Origin of the sequence: Desulfuromonas acetexigens (genome assembly GCF_900111775.1) — a bacterium.
GTDB classification, from domain to species: Bacteria; Desulfobacterota; Desulfuromonadia; order Desulfuromonadales; family Trichloromonadaceae; genus Trichloromonas; species Trichloromonas acetexigens.
This window is the reverse complement of sequence record NZ_FOJJ01000007.1, coordinates 18,734-36,148: the sequence shown is the minus strand read 5'-3', so window position 1 is coordinate 36,148 and position 17,415 is coordinate 18,734. Positions and strand designations below refer to the sequence as shown.

Here is a 17,415-nt window from a genome sequence, read left to right as displayed (position 1 = left end):
GATGGATTTTGCCGTGCTGCACGACTGGGATCTCGACCCCCGCCAGGCGGTGGCCCTGCAACGGGAGCTGGCGCAGCAGGTCCGGTTGATGCCGACGGTCGCCGAATCACCGGCGACGGTGGCGGGAGTGGATGTCTCCTACGAGAAGCACGGCGACCACTTTTTCGCCGCTGTCGTCGTCCTCGATTTTGCGACCCTGAACGTCGTCGATCAGGCCTGGGCCGACGGCTGGGTCGACTTTCCCTATATTCCCGGCCTCCTCTCCTTCCGCGAACTACCGGTTCTGCTCGCGGCCTTCCACCGACTCAAGACCGTTCCCGACGTCGTGCTGGTCGACGGCCAGGGCATCGCCCACCCCCGCCGTATCGGGCTGGCGAGCCATCTCGGCCTGTGGCTGAATCTGCCGACCGTCGGCTGCGCCAAAAGTCGCCTCTGCGGCGTTCATGACGAACCGGGAGTGATGCGGGGGGAGGCGGCGCCGCTGCTGCTTGCGGATGAAGTGGTGGGGATGGTGCTGCGGACGCGGGAGCGGGTCAAACCCCTGTACGTTTCCCCCGGTCATCTGACCGACGTTGCGAGCGCCACCCGCCTGACCCTGGCCTGCACCCGCCGCTACCGCATGCCCGAGCCGACCCGCCTGGCCCATCATTTGACGAATCAACTACGCAGAGCCGCTTTGTCCAGTTGATACAGAACCTGAAATACACAGAGGCGCGGAGTTCTCAGAGAAATCGACTTATTGAATGAAGCGAAAGCTTCGGCGAGTACGCTTTGACGATTTGTTTTTCTCGGCGTTCCTGGTGTCTCCGTGGTGTAATTGTTTTTTGGTTTATCCTTTCAGCAACTCCCGCAACGCGCCCGCCCGTTCCTCCCCCAAGCTTCCCTTCCGTAATGCCAGGTTGACCGTTTCTCGTCCGAGAATCCGATAAACCTCCCGCAGTTCTTCCGGCAGTTCCGCCAGGGCCTCCAGGTGCCGGGCCACGGTTCCGACATCGCCGCGAGCGATGGGGCCGGTCAGCGCCCGGGGGGGATCGAGGGCGGTGAGGTTGTGCACCGTTCCGTGCAGCAGGGGGATGAGCAGCTTGACGGCCTCCTCCTCGGGGAACCCACAGTGCGCGAGAATCCGCCCCGACAGGGAGGCGAGGGTGACGAGATAGTTGGAGGCGACACAGGCGGCAGCGTGGTAGAGGGCTTTCTGTTCGCCGCGAATGCGGAAGGGGCTGCCACCCATGTCCCGCACCAGTTGTTCGCCGAAGGCGAGGAGGTCTTCATCCCCTTCCACCGAAAACGGGCTGCCGGGCAGATTGCGGACACCGGCGACGGCGTCGGCAAAGGTTTGCAGCGGGTGCAAGGAGAGGGCGCGGACCTGGGAGCCTTCTCCCGCGTTGAGGATGGCGGCGGCATGCAGGCCGCTGAAATGGATCAGCACCGCCCCCTCGGCCAGCTGACCTTCCCGGCGCAAGCCCGACGCTGCTGTCGCGAGGGCGTCGTCGGGGACCGCCAGCAGCACGACGTTGCCCTGGGCGGCGCGGGCAAGGTCGGTGGTTGCCGCGTTCCGGCTGCCGACGAAACGGGCGGCGGCCAGGGCGCGAGCGGCATCGCGGCCGATGACGGCGCGCACCGAATGGCCGGCCTCGGCGAGCAGGGCGGTCACCGCTTGTCCCAGGCGGCCGGGGCCGATCAGGACAATGCGTTGCTTCATTGTACCGGAGTCTCCAGACAGCCGACCTTCTCGATCTCCGCCAGCATGCGGTCGCCGCTCTTCACCGCGCCGACGCCGGATGGGGTGCCGGTGAGAATCACATCCCCTTCCTCCAGGGTGAAGATTTCCGATACCGCCTGAATGATCTCGGGGATGCGCCGCATCATCTGCGCGGTGTTGCCGTCCTGCCGCAGCTGCTCGTTGACCTTGAGGGTGATGCGCAGATTGTGCGGGTCGCCTACCTCGGCGGCGGGAACGAAATCCGAAAGGGGGCAGGCGGTATCGAAACCCTTGGCGATTTCCCAGGGCAGGCCTTTCTGTTTCAGTTCGTTCTGCACGTCGCGCAAGGTCATGTCGAGGGCGACGCCGTAACCGGCGACGTGATTCAGGGCCTCTTTGGCGCTGATGTTCTTCCCCCACTTGCCGATCAGTACCGCCAGTTCCACCTCGTGCTGGCAGTCCTGGGAGAAGGCGGGAATGACGACCGCTTCGTGCCGGCCGATGATGCTGCTGGCGGGCTTGATGAAAAGCACCGGCTTCTCGGGCACGGCGTTGCCGAGTTCCTTGATATGTTCCGAGTAGTTGCGGGCCAGGCAGATGACCTTGCCGACGCGCAGGGTTTTCGAGGTTCCTTTCAGGCGGACGGTATGCATGCAGGGTCCTTTCGTATGGTCATTTGGGTGGGATAGAAGAAGATGATTCAGTTCGGCACTTTGGCCTTGGGCAGCGACCAGTTGTGGCGGATCGCCAGTAGGCGTAGGAGGATGACGGTCAAGGCCGCCAAGGATGCCGTCAGGCTCGGGTGCAGAGCGGTCTTGTGCAGCACCGTCATGAGTACCGCCCCCGCCAGACAGGCCGAGGCGTAGACCTCTTTGCGCAGAATCAGCGGAATGCGGTTGGAGAGGACGTCGCGGGTGACCCCGCCGGCGGTGGCGGTCATGATCCCCATGGTCACCGCGCCGATAAAACCCATGTTGAAATCGAGGGCCTTGCCGGTGCCGATGACGACGAAGGTGCCGAGGCCGACAGCGTCGAAATAAAGCAGGGGATTTTTAAAGGCGTCGAAGCGGTGGTGTTGGAAGAAGACCAGCAGGGAAATCCCCAGGGAGATGTAAAGATAGGTTTCGTTCTTGAAGCAAAAGGGGGGGAAGTCACCGAGGAGGATATCGCGCAGGGTGCCGCCGCCGGTGGCGGTGACGGTACCGAGGACCAGCACCCCGAGCAGGTCCATGTTGCGACGCACACCGGCCAGGGCGCCGGAGGCGGCAAACGCGGCGGTGCCGATGAGATCGAGGGCGTAGAGAAAGCTCACAGTGGGTAACCTCCGGTGGCGGTAAAATAATATTTTACCCGGGAAAAAGCAAGGCTGGTTTCCGGGTGCCGAGCGTGCTAGTCTCTTGGCTTCGCCGGTGGGTGCCGATGCCACGTCGCCGGACTTCATTCGCGAGGGCTTGCGTCATGTTACTGCCGGTCGGCGATACCCCCAACCCGCCGGGGATCCCCTATGCCACCTATCTGCTCATCGGCCTCAACGTCGCCGTTTTCTTGCTCATTGCTGTCCCTTTAAGCGGCACCCGTCCCGAACTCGCCGACCCCCTGTTGCACGAATACCTGCGCGTCGCCGGCGCCAAAACACCCCAGGCGGCGCGCATCCTTTTCCAGCAGCTCAGCGCCTACGACCTCTACGTCTTCCGCCACGGTTTTCGCCCCGGTTCTCCCGATCTGAGCACGCTCTTCAGCGCCATGTTCCTGCACGGCGGCTGGATGCACCTGTTCGGCAACATGCTCTTTCTCTACATCTTCGGCGACAACGTCGAGCATCGCCTCGGCCGCTTCCGTTTTCTGCTCGCCTATCTCGGCATGGGGGTCCTCTCGACCCTCTTCTTCGCCCTCTTCGTCCCAAGCTCGCAGGTCCCCTTGGTCGGCGCCTCGGGGGCGATCTCCGGGGTCCTCGGCTGCTATTACTTGTGGTTCCCCCGCAACCAGATCAAGATCTTCGTCTTCCTCTTTCCCCTTCTCGTTACCACCTTTCTCGTCCCGGCGCGGCTGGTTCTCGGTTTCTATCTGCTGGTCGACAACCTCCTGCCCTTTCTCCTCGACGCCGGCGGTAACGGCGGTGTCGCCCACGGCGCTCACATCGGCGGTTTCATCGCCGGTCTTGCCATCGCCTGGGGACTCGATCGCGCGCCCGAACGCCGTTGGCGGCGCGGTTCGGAGGTCGCGGCCGGAGCCGGCGGCGATCCCGGGGAAAATCTCCGTCAGGCCTTGGTCGGCGATGATCTGGCCCTGGCCGATGCCCTCTACCGGCAACTCGGCGACCGTCAGGCGCGGGCGCGCCTCGCCTCGGAAACCTGGCTCGATCTCGGGGAATTCTATCTCACCCATCGCCGCTTCGACCCGGCCCTCGGCCTCTTCCGTCGCTTCATCGCCGAGCGCCCGGCCGACCCCGGCCTCGACCGCGCCTATCTCGGCGCCGGCAAGGCTCTCATCCACCAGCCCCGCTGCATCACCAGCGCCTACCACTACTTTCTCGCCGCCCTCGACCTCGCCCGCACCCCCGAACGGGCCGAGGAAGCCCGCCTGCATCTGCGCGGCATCGAACGGCTGGGGGGAAAGGGGCCGGGGACGCGGCAGGAAAAATGTTGACAGGAATAAGGTTATGGATAAAATAGGACCGTAATAGTCTTAATTATTCAGCCACGAAAGGAGAGCAATATGGCGATCTGGCGCTGCGAGCAATGCGGTTTTGAGAAGGAAGGCCGCTGCAAGCCGAAAAAATGCCCCACCTGCAACGCCCCGACCAACTTCGTCAAGAAGTAGGGGAAGGGAGAGAAGCGAGGAAAACGCGTCGGGCCGGGAGGTTGCTCCCGGCCCGACGCGTTTTTGAAGGATGTAGTTTTGGGTTACTTGTAGACCTCGCGACGGTGGCCGATGCGCAACACCAGAATGCGGATCGTCTGATCCTGAATATCGCAGATCAGACGGTAATCGCCGATACGGTATTTCCAGAAACGACCCAGTTCGTTGCCGCGCAGAGCCGCGCCCAGGCAACGGGGGGCGTCCAAAGGCGCGATGCGTTCGCGTAACACCTTGAGAATCCGTTTTTGCACCGACCGGTCGAGCTGGGCCAGGTCGTCGACCGCTCCCGGATCGAACTCAATCCGCCAGGCCAAGAGTACGCTCCACCTCGTCCAGGGGGATGGCCGGCCGGTTTTCCCGCAGGCGTTCCTCGGCCAGATAATGATCTTCAAGGGCGGCCAGATACTCGGTCAGTGCTTCGCGCACATAGTAGGTCTTGGTGCGGCCGGTTTTTCGGGCCAGTTCCTCCAGGCGATTTTCGATGTCGGCGGGGATTCTTACCGCGAGCATGGGCGGTCCTCCTTTTTTGTCATACGCGTATAGCATAGTCCTGCTGACAACTCCGGTCAACGGTTGTCTGACAACATGGTTGTCTGGGGCACTTTGTCGAGAAGTAGGGGAGGGGGAAAGTCGATGAAAACGCATCGGGCCGGGAGAATTCTCCCGGCCCGACGTGTTTTTTGAGCCTGAGTTTAAGGGGTTAGTTACCCGGGCGTGAAATATAGGTCGGATCCTTGCTCCCTTTGTGTTCGACGTTGTTCAGGTTGTCAAAAACCCAGGGCGTGACTTTGTTCCAACCCCCGCGAAGTCGGCTGTCGTCGGCCTCGGTCGCTCCTTCGCTACGCCTGCCGTCGAAGCGGTGGCAGGTTTGGGCCGAGGCGTAGTAGGCGGCGGGCATGTTGCGGTCCACGAAGTCGAGGGCGCTCGCCGTATATAAGGTCTGCGTGTTGGGTATCGACTGACTGTCGTCCCAGGTGTTGTGGCGAATGTCGAGACAGTTGGTGATCATCAGCTTCGGCAGTCGCGAGGCGTGCGGGTTGTGGCACTTGGAGCAGCTGAACTGGTGATACATCTGGTCGGTGGTGACGTCATCCACGGTCGCACCCCAGTCGTAAGCATTGAAAGAATAGGCATTAGTAGGTACCAGAGGGTTGTATTTGCCGGTATATGGACCGCGATATCCTGCTGCGAGTTTTGATTCATCTGCTTGGGACGACATGGCCATGTCAGCAACTAAATTAGTTTTCCAGAGCGTATCCGAAATTGACCGTCCAGAGTAAATCACATTTACAGGCTCTGGTCGGCCGTGGCTGTAGTCGAAAATGTTCGCCGCCATCGAGAAGGTTCCGCCGATCGCGGCATTGCTGTGGCCGTTGGTTCCCAGCCAGAGCTTGCCTTCCTCGAGGTCGGTTTCCGGTTTCCGCTGGTCCATCTCATCGACATTCGTGCCGTGGCACAGGGTGCAGAGTCCGGCGGAAGATTCCAGGGTCCAGCCGGCGGTCGGATATTGGGCGGATACTGGTGTTGTCTTGCCAGTGCCGGGACGAACATTGTTCTGATCGATGTAATACCCGCCCAACTGGTTGTAGGCGGTACCGCCACGAGGAACTGCTCCCATTATCGTGTTTGCGGCATAGACTTTATTATAAGGCGCGCCATCTTCCTCATAGGGATTGCCCATCCAGGTGCCCCGCAAATAGGGGGGGCCGGTCATGGTGTCGCCGGGGGTCAGATTCAGGTTGTGCACGTCATGGCAATAGGAACAACGGATCTTGTCGACCGGGTCGGCGACTTCGTCATAACGGCCCCTTGTGGAGTTCCAGACGACCTGTGAGGTGCCGGTCGGGTTGGCTGTATGGATTGACTGGATTTTCCCCCGTTTGTAGTAGAAGGGGTCGTTGTTAGTCAACCCGTAGCCGCTCGACCAGGTGGCCCCGACCCAGCTGGTTTGATTCAGTTTGCCGTAGTGATAGGGACTGCTGCCGGTTGACGTCCGGTTGTTGTATTCCCATTCCGAAACCACGGGACTTTGATCTTCATGGCATCCCCAACAGGTTTCGGCGAGGGTGTCGATGAGCGAACCGTCGTTCATGGCCGAGCGACCGCCGATGACTTTACGCAGATGGATGCCGCCCGAACGGTAGTTGATGCCTACCGCCGAATTGTTGTTGATCAGCAGCGCCTCCGCCGTACCCGAGTTGATACCGTCGGGGGACTGGGGGTGCCCCGCCACATGGCAGTAAATACAATCCCGAACCGTGCCGCCGTCCTTGACGTGACCGATTTCGCTGGTTCCCGCGCCGACGACATAGCTCTTACCGGCCATGCCGTGACAGTTGTTGCATTTCGTTCCCGGTTCGGCCCAGCGGGCGCCGGTGTCGTGACAGAAGGTGTTGTTCAGGCTGCTGCACGAAACCCCTTTCCCATCGCCGATCAGATCGTAACTGACCGTGGCTTTTTCCGTATTGCTCTTGTCCGCCGAGACGTCGAAGCGGATGTCGACGACGCGATCGGCATGCAGGCCGGATTCCATCGTTTCCCGGTGGCAGAGTCGACAGGAATCCCCCTTGGCGAAACGGAAAGAGGCGTTCAGGTGGCGTTCATGGGCGCCGACGTAACGGTCGCTTGTGGTCGTGCCGCCGTGATTGGCCACCGGCGGCGAGGCCTTGACCTGATCACTGGGGATGCCGTCGGTGCTGTCGTCCCAGGGTCGGTTGTACGGGTCGAGATTGCGGCTATCCGGGGCGGCCAGACCGTTGGCGCCGTGGCAGTCGGCGCAGTGCGGTTCCTTCTTCGCGGCGCTGGTGTCGCTTTCCCATTTGGGGGAGAAGGTGCCGTGGCAGCCCGAGGCATTTACCGCCGTGAAATTCATGCATGTGCCGCTGTCGGTGTTGACGAGGGGCAGATCCGGATTGAAGGTGGCACCGCCGTTGTAGCCGCCGGCCCCATCCGTATCCTGGTAGATCAGACTGCCCCCCTGGGAAACGCTGACGCCCGCGCCGCCGCTCTGTAGCGCCAGTTTTTGCAGGGCAAGCTGGTTGCCCCCGGCATCCCGACCCCATCCGATATTGACGAAACCGTCATAGTGGCGGCCATCGTAGAGGCGGACATCATTCCCTTCCGGATTCGTGCCGTCGCCATGGCATTTGGCGCAGTCATCCAGGGTGTAGCCGTGCTCGCGGTGGGTGCCGCGGGTGTCCGGTTCATCGGGCGGGGTCGAATGGCAGACCCCGCAGTAATATTGGCCGCTCTTGTGCGTTTCCACCGGGCTCAAGGGCGAGCAGTTGTCGTCGGCGGTAAAGACGATGTTGTCTTCTCCCCGGTCACAGGCCTTAAGCGCCAGCGAATAGTCGATATCCGGCGCCATGTTGAGAACCTCGAAGGATTCGCCGATGCCGGAGAAGTTCGGCACGGGGGCTCCGTCCGCTTTCACCGTATTCACGTCATTCCAGTTCGAATCGTTCAATAGCCCGTTTGCCGTTTTGCGGAAGCGGATGTCGTAGTAGGCCGCCCGGCTGCCGTGATTAACGCCGTCGTTGCCGACGGCAATCCATTCCAGGTAGATCGATCCCTGTTTGGGTCGGGTTTCGATATGATTGATCGTCGGCGCGGCCGGTGGTTCGTCGTCCTGGCTGTTGTTGAGGGTAACGGATGCCGGATCGCTGAGGGTGTGGCTTGACCAAGCCTTACTCCCCGGCACCGCTTCATAGAGGAAGTCGTCGGAAGCCTCGACTTTGACCTGACAATTGAAGGTCGCTCCGCTCAGGCCGTCGCCGACGGTATCCCAGCGGATGCCGGTGGGGGCATCGGCATCTTTCAAGTTCAGCCCGATGATATAGGGCCAACTCGTTCCCCCGTCGCAAGACCCATAAATATCGTAGTGAAGGCTTTGTCCACCGTCGCCGCCATCGGTCGAGGGATTCCATCTGACTTGAACATACCCGCCCGTAGCCCGACTGAGGGCCTGGATGACCGGTTTGCTCGGTGCCCGGTTGATCGGCTGGGCATTGAAGAGGATTTGTCCCTTGGTGGTGCTGCTGCCCCAGGTGAAGGTGATCGCCGAGCTGCTTCCCGAAGAGGTGGTTCGCTTGATCTGCACCGCGAGTCTGGCACCAGCCGGCACCTGCCCGGCCGCGCTGGCCAAGCCGATATTCATGACCCGTCTGGCCCGTCGGCCGATGCCGACGGAAATAGGGTTGCCCAGGGTTTGGAAACTACCGTTGTTATACCCCAGTTGAATGCTGAAGCTCTGAGGAGATCTCCGATCCTCGTTTTTGACCTGCATGGCGAAGCTGATCCCCTGCACCCAGGTCGGTCGTGTCGTGTTGATGGCGGAAGGTGCGGTGAAAGTGACACTGCCGGTTCCGGTCAGTTGAATCGTGCCGTCGGTTACCCCCCAATCGGGTGCCGTTGGGCTGGCCTGGGGCGTCAGCGTACTGGCGCCGTTCATCAGGTAGAGGTTGGTGATATTCGGTTCCTGGGGCAATTGGGTGGGCAACGCCATGGCGACCTCGCGGTTGCCGTCGACATTGGGCGTGGCCACGGCATCCTGGGCGCGAACCAGGAAGTTATAGAGACTGCCGCTGCCCAGCCCGCTCACCTGATAGTGCAGGGCGTGGGTGGTGGTCATATAGATAACGTAGTCGCCTCCTCCGGGGACGGGCGGGTTTTCACCCTGCCAGACCCCATAACTGAACGAGCTGACGCCGCCGGCCAAGGCATTGGCGTCCGGTTCGGGCAGGGTGCCGCCGTGAGCGAGGTGGGTTTTGAGGGAATACTCGCTCCAGTAGACCCGATAGGTAATGGGCAGAGTGTGGTCGCGGGCCGCATTCCAGGAGAGGTTGATGGTACCGCCGCTGTCGTGGCTGCGGGCGGAATCGAGCCCCCAGAAGATGGGCGGGACGTCGTCCGCATGGGCCGTCGTTGCCGAATCGGTCGAGACCAGGGGCGAATAGAGCCCGTTGTGGATAAAGGTCTCGCGAAGTCCGTCATGGTTCAGGTCGTCGTAACGGGGCTGGTCCTTGGCGCGTACCGCGAACCAATAAGACGATCCCGGAGTCAGTCCGTCCACCACCATGCTCTGCGAAGACCCGCGACGCAGCGGGCTTGGAGCCCCGCCGGCACGGGTAGCGGCGTTGAGATTCCCGGCGTTGATCGGTCCGGACGTGCTGTAGTACACCTCGTATTCATAGGCGGTGCCGTCCATGTCGCCGTTGTCGCCGGGAGCAAGCCAAGTCAAAAGAACCGTGCCCGGTTTGTCGGTCACTCCCCCCTGGTGGTCGGGCGTCGGGTCATGGGTGGCGGCGGTCAATGAACCGACCGTTCCCGGCGGTTGCTCATCGCCGTACCACTGCGGGGTGAAGGGCGCGTTGCTGTGACAGGCGATATTGGAGCAGGAGCCGTGCCTGACGGCCGAGTCCCCACGGTAACCGTAGAGGAATTGGCGGTAGTTCCCATCCTTGTCGAGCGGATATTCCCAGGCGGGTGTGCTCAGGTTTTCCAGTTGGTAGATGAAACCGTCATCGGGGTTGGTGTCATAGGAACTCCCCCAGTCGGTTGTCGCGGGGTTGCTGGCGTCCGACACCACGCCTTTGCCGTCGGCGAAGGGGTAAACAAAACCGCCGAAAACCTCGGTGCGGGCGTTTTTGTGCTGGACCGAAGCCATGATGCCGCCGGCATCTTTCATCGGGTGGCAGAACTTGCAGGTATTGTTGTAGTCCTCCTGGATCGGGGTGGCGTTGGGGTCGCCGGTGCGGGCCTGGGCCAGCAGTTTGCCGATGGTGATGTTGTGCTGCGGATGGGCGCCCGCGCGGTTCGGATAATTCACAGGATCGGAACTGGGATTGTTGGGCCACCAGTTGTTCGAAGTGTCGCCGTGACAGCCGGCGATACCGGAGGAACAGCCGCCGACAATCTTGTATGCGCCGCTCACTTCGGCATAGGGGAATGCCGTCGATTCCGGAAAGACCCGACTTTCGGCATTAGGCGGATACAGGCTGGAATCGTGGCAGGCCTGACAGTAAATGTAGTTTGTGGATTCGACGGTCGTTCGTGTCGGATCGACTTCGTTGTCGGAGTCGTTCAGGGTAATCGCGCCGTCTTTATGCAGATCTGAACGGGAGGGATAGACATGGCAGTCTTCGCAGGCCGCCCCTGGTTTCACGGCACCCTGACTGTTATGAGAGGTCCCCATGATCGAGGCCTGCGCACCGCTTGTCCCCGCGTGACTGGTTCCCTCTACCCAGGCGCCGAAGACGCCGTGACAGGTTTTACAGTTGCCGGGAAGTTCGCTGTCCGTCGTCCACCCTTCCGGCAGGGCATCGAAGGCTTCCGTACTCCACAGGCGCGCCCATTTGCCGCCGTCGCTATGGCAGTCGGTGGTACAGGTATTGTCGGTTTCGTCATCCAGACCTTCAAGATTAACGGTTACATCCGGCGAGAAGGCGAAGGTGGCGGTTGCCGGCGTGTTGGCCACTCCGTTCAAGTGGACATCTGTCGGGGTTTCGGTATGGCAGGAAATACAACCATAGGAACCGCCGCCGAAACTACCGTTGTGAGCTTCCACGTCGGGAGCATTCGTGTCGGCAAGATGCAGACCGCTGACGGGATCGGCGATGGCCGAGGAGTTGGGGGTGGTGCGATCTTCCGTATGACAGATCAGGCAGGAAGTGGAACCGCCTGCATACCAGCCGTGCGCGGTCGCAGTGGTTTTGTTGTTATGGCAGTCGATATTGCTGCAAGTGGCTGTTGTCGGCGTGGTGTAGTCATAGTTGAAGGCGGCGAGGGGGGCGCCGTCCGCCGCCCCGTCCCAGATGCGCAGAAAAGCGACTTCGGCATGGTCGCCGTCGCCGTGATCGGCATCGGCTCCGGGGTTGGCGTGGCAATAGGCACAAAGAGCCTTCTGTTTTTCGCTGGAAGTCCCGTTGCCGGTCGTGTTGAGAAGTTCGGCGATGGATTCGTTGTAAATCTTGGCGGCTAACGCCTGCATGTGGGCCGTATGTTCGCCGGCGTCGTTGGCGGAATTGACCGTATCCGTTGTTTCGCCGGTGCTGCTGGGCCAGAAATTGCCGGAAGTGGCGCCGGCGATGTCCCCGCCGTGGCAGCCATCGCAGCCGCTGCCCATGAATCCCTGGCTGTGCTTGTGGCAGCGAACACAGTTTGTCTCATTCTGGTGGGTATTGCTGGTGTTGTTGCTGATTGAGAAATTATGGAATTTGTTCAGGCTGTGACAGACCTCACAGATGCGGTTGGAATCGGTGCGGGCGCCGCTGTCGTCGCCGAAATGGGCGCTGCCGTCGCGGGCGTCGAGAAATTCCACGGCGCTGCCGGGGAAGTCGTGTGTCGGAGAATTGGCGGCGGTGACTGTTTCTTTGACACGCTTGATGTTGCCGGTGCTGGTGGTGTGGCAGGTGGAGCAGGAGATTTCGCCGTAGCGGCTGTTTTCGTCGATCAGTCCCCAGTTGCCCCCCCATTTACCGGAGCCGGTGGAGACGGCGTTGTGCAGCAGCCTATTGTAAGGCTTGAGACCGGTCAGGGTCTGGACGAGATTGCTGCCGCCGTCGGGATCGCTGATGGTGACGCGGATCTGGTAGCTGACGGCGTTGTCGAGACCGGTGATCTCGTAATTATAAGGGTTGATGCTGTGGGCCAGGGCCTGGCTGCCGAGCAGGCTGCTCCAGTCGCCGCCGTCCTCATCCCATTCGATCAGCGCCGTGTTGTCGCCGTTGGCGTCGCCGCTGTACGGAATATTGACGGTGATCTTCGCCGCTCCGGCGACTTTGGTCGCCTTCCCCGGCGTCGCCGTCGCCGGTCCGGCGGTGGTGGCGTTGTCCGCCCGACTCGCGCCGGGCAGGGCGAGCAGCAGCAGAACCCCGGTCACGAGTGCCATGAAGTAGGGAATCCATCGGTTTGAACGGGTTTTCACGGTAGCGGTCGACTGGTTCATGGCGGCCCTTTTCCGGTGGGTATTAAATATGGTAATAAATCTTTGAAGTAGTTAATTTTAAAGAATTCTTAGATTGTTGACCCATACGGTAGTAAAAGCAGTTTTCGTGCCATGACAAGATTTTGTCAAGGGCGGGAAAGATGAGGCTTTGCGAGAGGATGAAAGGTGCGGTTTGGCCGGTGTATGCTTGCAAATGGCGGAATGCCGCCGCCGGTTCGGTTAAATGGCGATTAGGGAAGATTAAGGCGAGGTTCGGGGACGGTGGAAGGGGAGTTCAACCGGTTCGGTCAACGGTTCCGGGGCGGCGACCCGGCCGAGGTGGGGGTCGTAACTTTGGTCGAAAAAGGTGGTCTCGATGGCCTTGGGGTCGGCGGTGCCCCACCAGTTGCGGGGGAAGCTGACGTCGGTCGGCTGCTCCAGTCCCATCTTCACCTGATACTGGCGGCTGCCGGTGAGGTTGTTGTATTCGACGAGGGCGCGGTTGTCGGAGCGGGTGACAACGAAGATGCCGATGTCGTTGTCGCGGATGTCGTTGTGGTGGATGTGGGCCTGGCTGCGCCGCTCTTCGTAGCGCAGGCCGTGGCGGTTGTCGTGGATGAGGTTGCCCGCCACCTCGATGTTGACGGTGGAAAAGCGCACGCCATCGAGGTTGTGACGGAAGGTCGAGTTTTTGACGGAAGCTTTGCAGAAATGAACCTGGATGCCGCTGTAGGCGTATTCGGAGATGATGTGCTCGATCTCTCCCAGCTGGCAGAAGTCGAGATAGAGAAACTTCCAGTCCGCCGGTTTCGGCGCGGCGGCGCCGCTGGTGAAGAGGATCGGCGAAGCAGCCGTCCCCTTGGCGATCAGGCTCCCCTCGATGAGCAGTTCCGAGTCGCCGATATCGTCGCCGTCGCGGTCGAGAGGCATGAAGACGATCCGGGCGCCGGGCAGAATGGTGAGTTTGGCCCCCTTTTTCACCAACGTCACCCCGGTGATGCGCACCTCGCCGCTCCAGACCGCCTCGTCGGAAATGACGGCGTCGGTCAGCTCCAACGGCGGCGGAGCAGGGCGGGCGCAGGCGCAGAGCAGAAGCAGGGCGAGGATGCCGAATATTTTCGCCGGTTTCATGGGATGAAAAACTTTCTTTCCGTAAGAAGGGACGGGCGTTAGGTCTCCGACGTTAGCACAGAGGGGCGGCTTTTGTCAGCAATCCGCGCGTCTGTTTGGCGAAGGCCCCCCAGTCCCTCCTCAGGGAGAGGTTTTATTCGTCCTCTGTCGGCGGTGATCTGAACCACAAAGCGGTCGCGGCGTCGGCCGCTTGTTCGCTGGACAGGATTAAGGGTTTTCCCGGATGATCTCCTCCCGCGCCATGTGGTTTGGCCGTGGTCCGGATATTGCAGAAATCGGAGTGGATTCTAACCTTTTCGTGGAGAACCCAGCCATGAGCCGTCTCTTTTTTCTGCCGGTCGTCGTCGCGGCCTGTCTGCTGCTTCCCTTTGCGGCGCCGGCGGCAGGGAAAAAAGTCCTCTATGTCGACTCCTATCACGCCGACTATATCTGGAGCGCCGACATCTTGCGTGGTGTCAAGAATGTGCTCGAATCCCGTCGGGATATTGACCTGCGCGTTTTTTACATGGACACCAAGCGGAATAAGAGCGTGGATGAGGTCATCGCCGCGGCTTTGGCCGCCAAAAATATTATTGAAGAGTGGCAACCGGATGTGGTCATTGCCGCCGACGACAATGCCTCGCGCTATCTGATCGCCCCCTTCTACAAGTTTTCCCCACTCCCCTTCGTCTTCTGCGGGCTGAATTGGGACGCCGACCTCTACGGCTTTCCCCTGCCCAATGTCACGGGGATGCTGGAGGTCGCCCTGTACGAGGACACGATGGAAGCCCTGCGCGGTTTGGCGCGGGGGGAGCGGATCGGCTATCTCGCCTCGGATACCGAATCGGAACGCAAGGAACTGGACAATATCCGCAAACGATTCGGTTCCGATTTCACGGTGCGCCTGGTGACGACTTTCACCGATCTGCAAGCGGCCTTTGTCGAACTGCAACAGTCCTGCGATATGCTGATCCTTCAGGAATGCCGTTCGGTGGAGGGGTTCGATCATGCCGCAATGATGCGCTTTATCGAGGAACAGACGCAGATACCCAGCGCCGCCATGCAGAAATATCTCATGCACTATGCGCTGATCACCTTCGCGAAAGTGGGGGAGGAGCAGGGGGAGTGGGCGGCGCGAACGGCGCTCGCCATCCTCGGCGGCAAGGCGCCGGGAATGATTCCCCTCGCAGAAAACCGCCAGGCGCGGATTTTTCTCAACATGGAAGTCGCCCATCGGCTGAATTTGAAATTTCCCCGTGAGCTTCTCGACGGGGCGACCTTTACCAGCGAGGTGCCTCCGGAATGAAAACCCGCAGCGTCCTGGTCAAAATTCTGGCGGTCATCGTGATCGCCTTCGGCCTCAGCGCCGCGGCGGTGCTTGTCCTCGCTCATCGGCAAGTGCAGGACATCATCGACTGGAGTCAGAGCAAGGAATACGGCGAGCGCATCGCCGGCATGCTCGGTATTCTGGATCAGCACTACCAACGCCTGTTGTTGACCCAGCGGGAAGAGGTCTATCGTCAGGATTTTCAGGATATGGCCCTCAAGGCGCTGAGCGCCGCCTATTTCCATCCCGAGGAACTCTCGGTTCAGCCCTGTATTATCGACGCCGACGGCAACCCCCTGCTGCATCCCGGGAAAGATCCTCTCCATCAGGCTCTCCCCTTGCATCTGGTGACCGCTGCCCAGGTGTTCGAGCAGACCTTCTCCACCGCGACCGAGGAGCAGGCCTGGGCCATTTTTCAGACCTACGCCCCCTGGGGCTGGCGGGTCGGGTATATCGTCCCATTGCCGGTGAAATACGCCATGGTCCGCGATCTCGACCAGGGGCTGGCGATAACCATGCTGGGCACGATCTTCCTGGCGGGCTGCGTCCTGACGCTTATCATTCGCCGCCAGCTCCGGCCGGTCAGCGAGCTGACCCGAGCCTCTCTGGCCATTGCCGAGGGGCGCTTCGATCTGCCGATCCAAATCGACGGCAAGGATGAAATCGCCCTGCTGGCGAAACAGTTCGACCGCATGCGAACCTCGATCCATGAGACCATGGCAGAACTCCAGAGCAGCCAGGCCGCGACCGAACGGGAGCGAAAATTTCTCAAGGATCTCATCGACGCCATCCCCGACCTGATTTTTTTCAAGGATCCCAATTCAGTTTACATCGGCTGCAATCGCGCCTTCGCCGAGGGCTTCATCGGCCTGCCGCCGGGTGAGATCATCGGCCGCACCGATCTCGATTTTATCCGTGATCGGGAACTGGCGACGTTATTCCGGGAGAAGGACCGGGAGACGATGGCGTTGGGCGCGACCCGCGTCAACGACGAATGGATCACCCTCAGCAATGGCCGCCGGATTCTGATCGAAACGGCAAAGACCCCCTTCTACCATGTGGACGGCAGCCTTGGCGGGCTGATCGGCGTTTCCCGCGATGTCACCGAGCGCCGCCGTAACGAAGAGCAGCTCAGGCATCTCGCCACCCACGACGAACTGACCGGGTTGGCCAACCGCACCCTGTTGCAGGACCGCCTGGAGCAGTCCGTGCATTATGCCAACCGTTCCGGTCGGGTGGTGGCCGTTCTGCTCCTCGATCTCGACCGCTTCAACGTCATCAACGACAGCCTCGGTCACGACTTCGGCGACAAGCTGCTGTGCCTGCTCGCCCAACGGCTGCAACAGGTGGTGCGCGAAGCGGACACCGTGGCCCGCCTGGGCGGGGATGAATTCGCCGTCCTGTTGGCCGAGGTCGCCGACAGCGAGGATGTGGGGATGGTCGCGGCCAAGATCCTGGAGCATGTGGCCGAACCGCTGTGGGTCGACAATCGGGAAGTGCTGCTGACGGCGAGCCTCGGTATCAGCCTTTATCCCCAGGACAGCAAGGACGCGGTCACCCTGATCCGTAATGCCGATCTGGCCATGTACCGGGCCAAGAAGGACGGCCGCAACAGCTTTTCCTTCTACGATCCCGAGATGAACCTGCGGGTGCAGGAGACCCTGGAGTTGGAAACCGATCTGCGCCAGGCGTTGGATCGCGAGGAGTTTCTGCTTCATTACCAGCCCAAGGTCGATCTGGCGAGCGGTGCCGTTATCGGCTGCGAGGCCCTGGTGCGCTGGCGTCATCCTCGGCGGGGGCTGGTTCCGCCCAACGATTTCATTCCCCTGGCCGAAGAGACCGGGCTGATCGTCCCCTTGGGCGCCTGGGTCTTGCGCGAGGCCTGCCGACAGGCGCGACGCTGGAAGGAGGCGGAGCTGCCGCCGGTGAGCGTGGCGGTGAACCTGTCGGCCCGTCAGTTCCGACAGGGGGATCTGCCGGAACTGGTCGCGGACGTTCTCGCCGAAACCGGACTCGATCCCCACCTTCTCGATCTGGAGCTGACCGAAAGCATGGTCATGGACAATCCCGTCAAGGCCGGGCGGGCCATGCTCGATCTGAAAAAACTCGGGGTGAGCCTCAGCCTGGACGATTTCGGCACCGGTTATTCGAGCCTGAATTACCTGCGCCGCTTCCCGGTCGATTGCCTGAAGATCGACCGCTCCTTCATCCGCGATGTCGTTGACGATCCGAGCGGCGCCTCGGTCGTCACCAGCGTCATCAGCATCGCCCACAACCTGGGCATGGCCGCCGTCGCCGAGGGGGTCGAGAACGAGGATCAACTGCGCTTCCTCGCCTCCTGCGGCTGCGACACCTATCAGGGTTACTTCTTCAGCAAACCCATCCCCGCCGAGGAATTTGTCGCCTTATTGCAGCGGGAAACCCTTCCCGCCGGCGAATAGTTCCCAATTAGGCGGAACTGGTGTATGCTTTTTGCCATTTTCTTCCTGCCCA

12 protein-coding genes are annotated in these 17,415 nt (G+C 61.2%); 5 read left to right on the top strand and 7 right to left on the bottom strand.

All coding sequences use genetic code 11. The annotated features are described in order from the left end of the window. Nucleotide 1 precedes the first annotated feature (1 nt). Nucleotides 2-688 carry a deoxyribonuclease V gene (gene nfi / locus BQ4888_RS05435; RefSeq protein ID WP_092054678.1) on the top strand — a complete coding sequence of 229 codons (687 nt, stop codon included), beginning with the start codon at nt 2-4 and terminating at the stop codon, nt 686-688. A gap of 141 nt (nt 689-829) precedes the next feature. On the opposite strand, the gene BQ4888_RS05430 is transcribed toward nfi, so the two are convergent. From BQ4888_RS05430 to BQ4888_RS05420, 3 genes are read right to left on the bottom strand one after another with little or no spacing between them, the layout of a single operon-like run. Beyond that, the gene (locus BQ4888_RS05430) at nt 830-1,702 is read right to left on the bottom strand and encodes a Rossmann-like and DUF2520 domain-containing protein (protein WP_092054675.1); all 873 of its coding nucleotides are present in this window, start codon (nt 1,700-1,702) and stop codon (nt 830-832) included. Beyond that, nucleotides 1,699-2,355 carry a fumarylacetoacetate hydrolase family protein gene (locus BQ4888_RS05425; RefSeq protein WP_092054671.1) on the bottom strand — a complete coding sequence of 219 codons (657 nt, stop codon included), beginning with the start codon at nt 2,353-2,355 and terminating at the stop codon, nt 1,699-1,701. The genes BQ4888_RS05430 and BQ4888_RS05425 overlap by 4 nt, the downstream gene beginning before the upstream one ends. Before the next feature lie 47 nt (nt 2,356-2,402). Then, complete coding sequence (locus BQ4888_RS05420) at nt 2,403-3,014, bottom strand: trimeric intracellular cation channel family protein (protein ID WP_092054668.1); 612 nt, start codon at nt 3,012-3,014, stop codon at nt 2,403-2,405. 146 nt (nt 3,015-3,160) lie between these two features. On the opposite strand from BQ4888_RS05420, the gene BQ4888_RS05415 reads away from it, so the two are divergent. Both BQ4888_RS05415 and BQ4888_RS17895 read left to right on the top strand, forming a co-directional pair. Beyond that, entirely contained in the window at nt 3,161-4,348 is a 1,188-nt protein-coding gene (locus BQ4888_RS05415; protein ID WP_170232963.1) for a rhomboid family intramembrane serine protease, read from the top strand. A 69-nt stretch (nt 4,349-4,417) separates the two neighbouring features. Further along, nucleotides 4,418-4,522 carry an RCKP-type rubredoxin-like domain-containing protein gene (locus BQ4888_RS17895; RefSeq protein WP_092054663.1) on the top strand — a complete coding sequence of 35 codons (105 nt, stop codon included), beginning with the start codon at nt 4,418-4,420 and terminating at the stop codon, nt 4,520-4,522. Between the two features lie 83 nt (nt 4,523-4,605). Here BQ4888_RS17895 and BQ4888_RS05405 read toward each other — a convergent pair whose 3' ends face one another. The 4 genes from BQ4888_RS05405 to BQ4888_RS05390 all read right to left on the bottom strand — a co-directional run bounded on the left by BQ4888_RS05405 (nt 4,606) and on the right by BQ4888_RS05390 (nt 13,616). Beyond that, the gene (locus BQ4888_RS05405; RefSeq protein WP_092054660.1) at nt 4,606-4,875 is read right to left on the bottom strand and encodes a type II toxin-antitoxin system RelE family toxin; all 270 of its coding nucleotides are present in this window, start codon (nt 4,873-4,875) and stop codon (nt 4,606-4,608) included. After that, nucleotides 4,859-5,071, bottom strand: coding sequence for a type II toxin-antitoxin system RelB family antitoxin (gene relB, locus BQ4888_RS05400; protein ID WP_092054657.1), 213 nt, complete (start codon nt 5,069-5,071; stop codon nt 4,859-4,861). The genes BQ4888_RS05405 and relB overlap by 17 nt, the downstream gene beginning before the upstream one ends. A gap of 190 nt (nt 5,072-5,261) precedes the next feature. Beyond that, entirely contained in the window at nt 5,262-12,449 is a 7,188-nt protein-coding gene (locus tag BQ4888_RS05395; RefSeq protein WP_092054655.1) for a CxxxxCH/CxxCH domain c-type cytochrome, read from the bottom strand. A gap of 297 nt (nt 12,450-12,746) precedes the next feature. Then, the gene (locus BQ4888_RS05390; protein ID WP_092054652.1) at nt 12,747-13,616 is read right to left on the bottom strand and encodes a right-handed parallel beta-helix repeat-containing protein; all 870 of its coding nucleotides are present in this window, start codon (nt 13,614-13,616) and stop codon (nt 12,747-12,749) included. Nucleotides 13,617-13,929: 313 nt separating this feature from the next. Here BQ4888_RS05390 and BQ4888_RS05385 point away from each other — a divergent pair, with 313 nt between their 5' ends. Next, nucleotides 13,930-14,901: an ABC transporter substrate-binding protein gene (locus BQ4888_RS05385; RefSeq protein WP_170232962.1), complete on the top strand. Its 972-nt coding sequence runs from the start codon at nt 13,930-13,932 to the stop codon at nt 14,899-14,901. After that, nucleotides 14,898-17,363, top strand: a complete 2,466-nt coding sequence (locus BQ4888_RS05380) for an EAL domain-containing protein (RefSeq protein ID WP_092054646.1) — start codon at nt 14,898-14,900, stop codon at nt 17,361-17,363. The genes BQ4888_RS05385 and BQ4888_RS05380 overlap by 4 nt, the downstream gene beginning before the upstream one ends. Nucleotides 17,364-17,415: the final 52 nt, after the last annotated feature.

Bases quoted from the DNA above. Each gene is read 5' to 3' on its own strand.
- nfi (WP_092054678.1), top strand. From the start codon at position 2: ATGGATTTTGCCGTGCTGCACGACTGGGATCTCGACCCCCGCCAGGCG.
- BQ4888_RS05430 (WP_092054675.1), bottom strand. From the start codon at position 1,702: ATGAAGCAACGCATTGTCCTGATCGGCCCCGGCCGCCTGGGACAAGCG.
- BQ4888_RS05425 (WP_092054671.1), bottom strand. From the start codon at position 2,355: ATGCATACCGTCCGCCTGAAAGGAACCTCGAAAACCCTGCGCGTCGGC.
- BQ4888_RS05415 (WP_170232963.1), top strand. From the start codon at position 3,161: ATGTTACTGCCGGTCGGCGATACCCCCAACCCGCCGGGGATCCCCTAT.
- BQ4888_RS17895 (WP_092054663.1), top strand. From the start codon at position 4,418: ATGGCGATCTGGCGCTGCGAGCAATGCGGTTTTGAGAAGGAAGGCCGC.
- relB (WP_092054657.1), bottom strand. From the start codon at position 5,071: ATGCTCGCGGTAAGAATCCCCGCCGACATCGAAAATCGCCTGGAGGAA.
- BQ4888_RS05395 (WP_092054655.1), bottom strand. From the start codon at position 12,449: ATGGCACTCGTGACCGGGGTTCTGCTGCTGCTCGCCCTGCCCGGCGCG.
- BQ4888_RS05390 (WP_092054652.1), bottom strand. From the start codon at position 13,616: ATGAAACCGGCGAAAATATTCGGCATCCTCGCCCTGCTTCTGCTCTGC.
- BQ4888_RS05385 (WP_170232962.1), top strand. From the start codon at position 13,930: ATGAGCCGTCTCTTTTTTCTGCCGGTCGTCGTCGCGGCCTGTCTGCTG.
- BQ4888_RS05380 (WP_092054646.1), top strand. From the start codon at position 14,898: ATGAAAACCCGCAGCGTCCTGGTCAAAATTCTGGCGGTCATCGTGATC.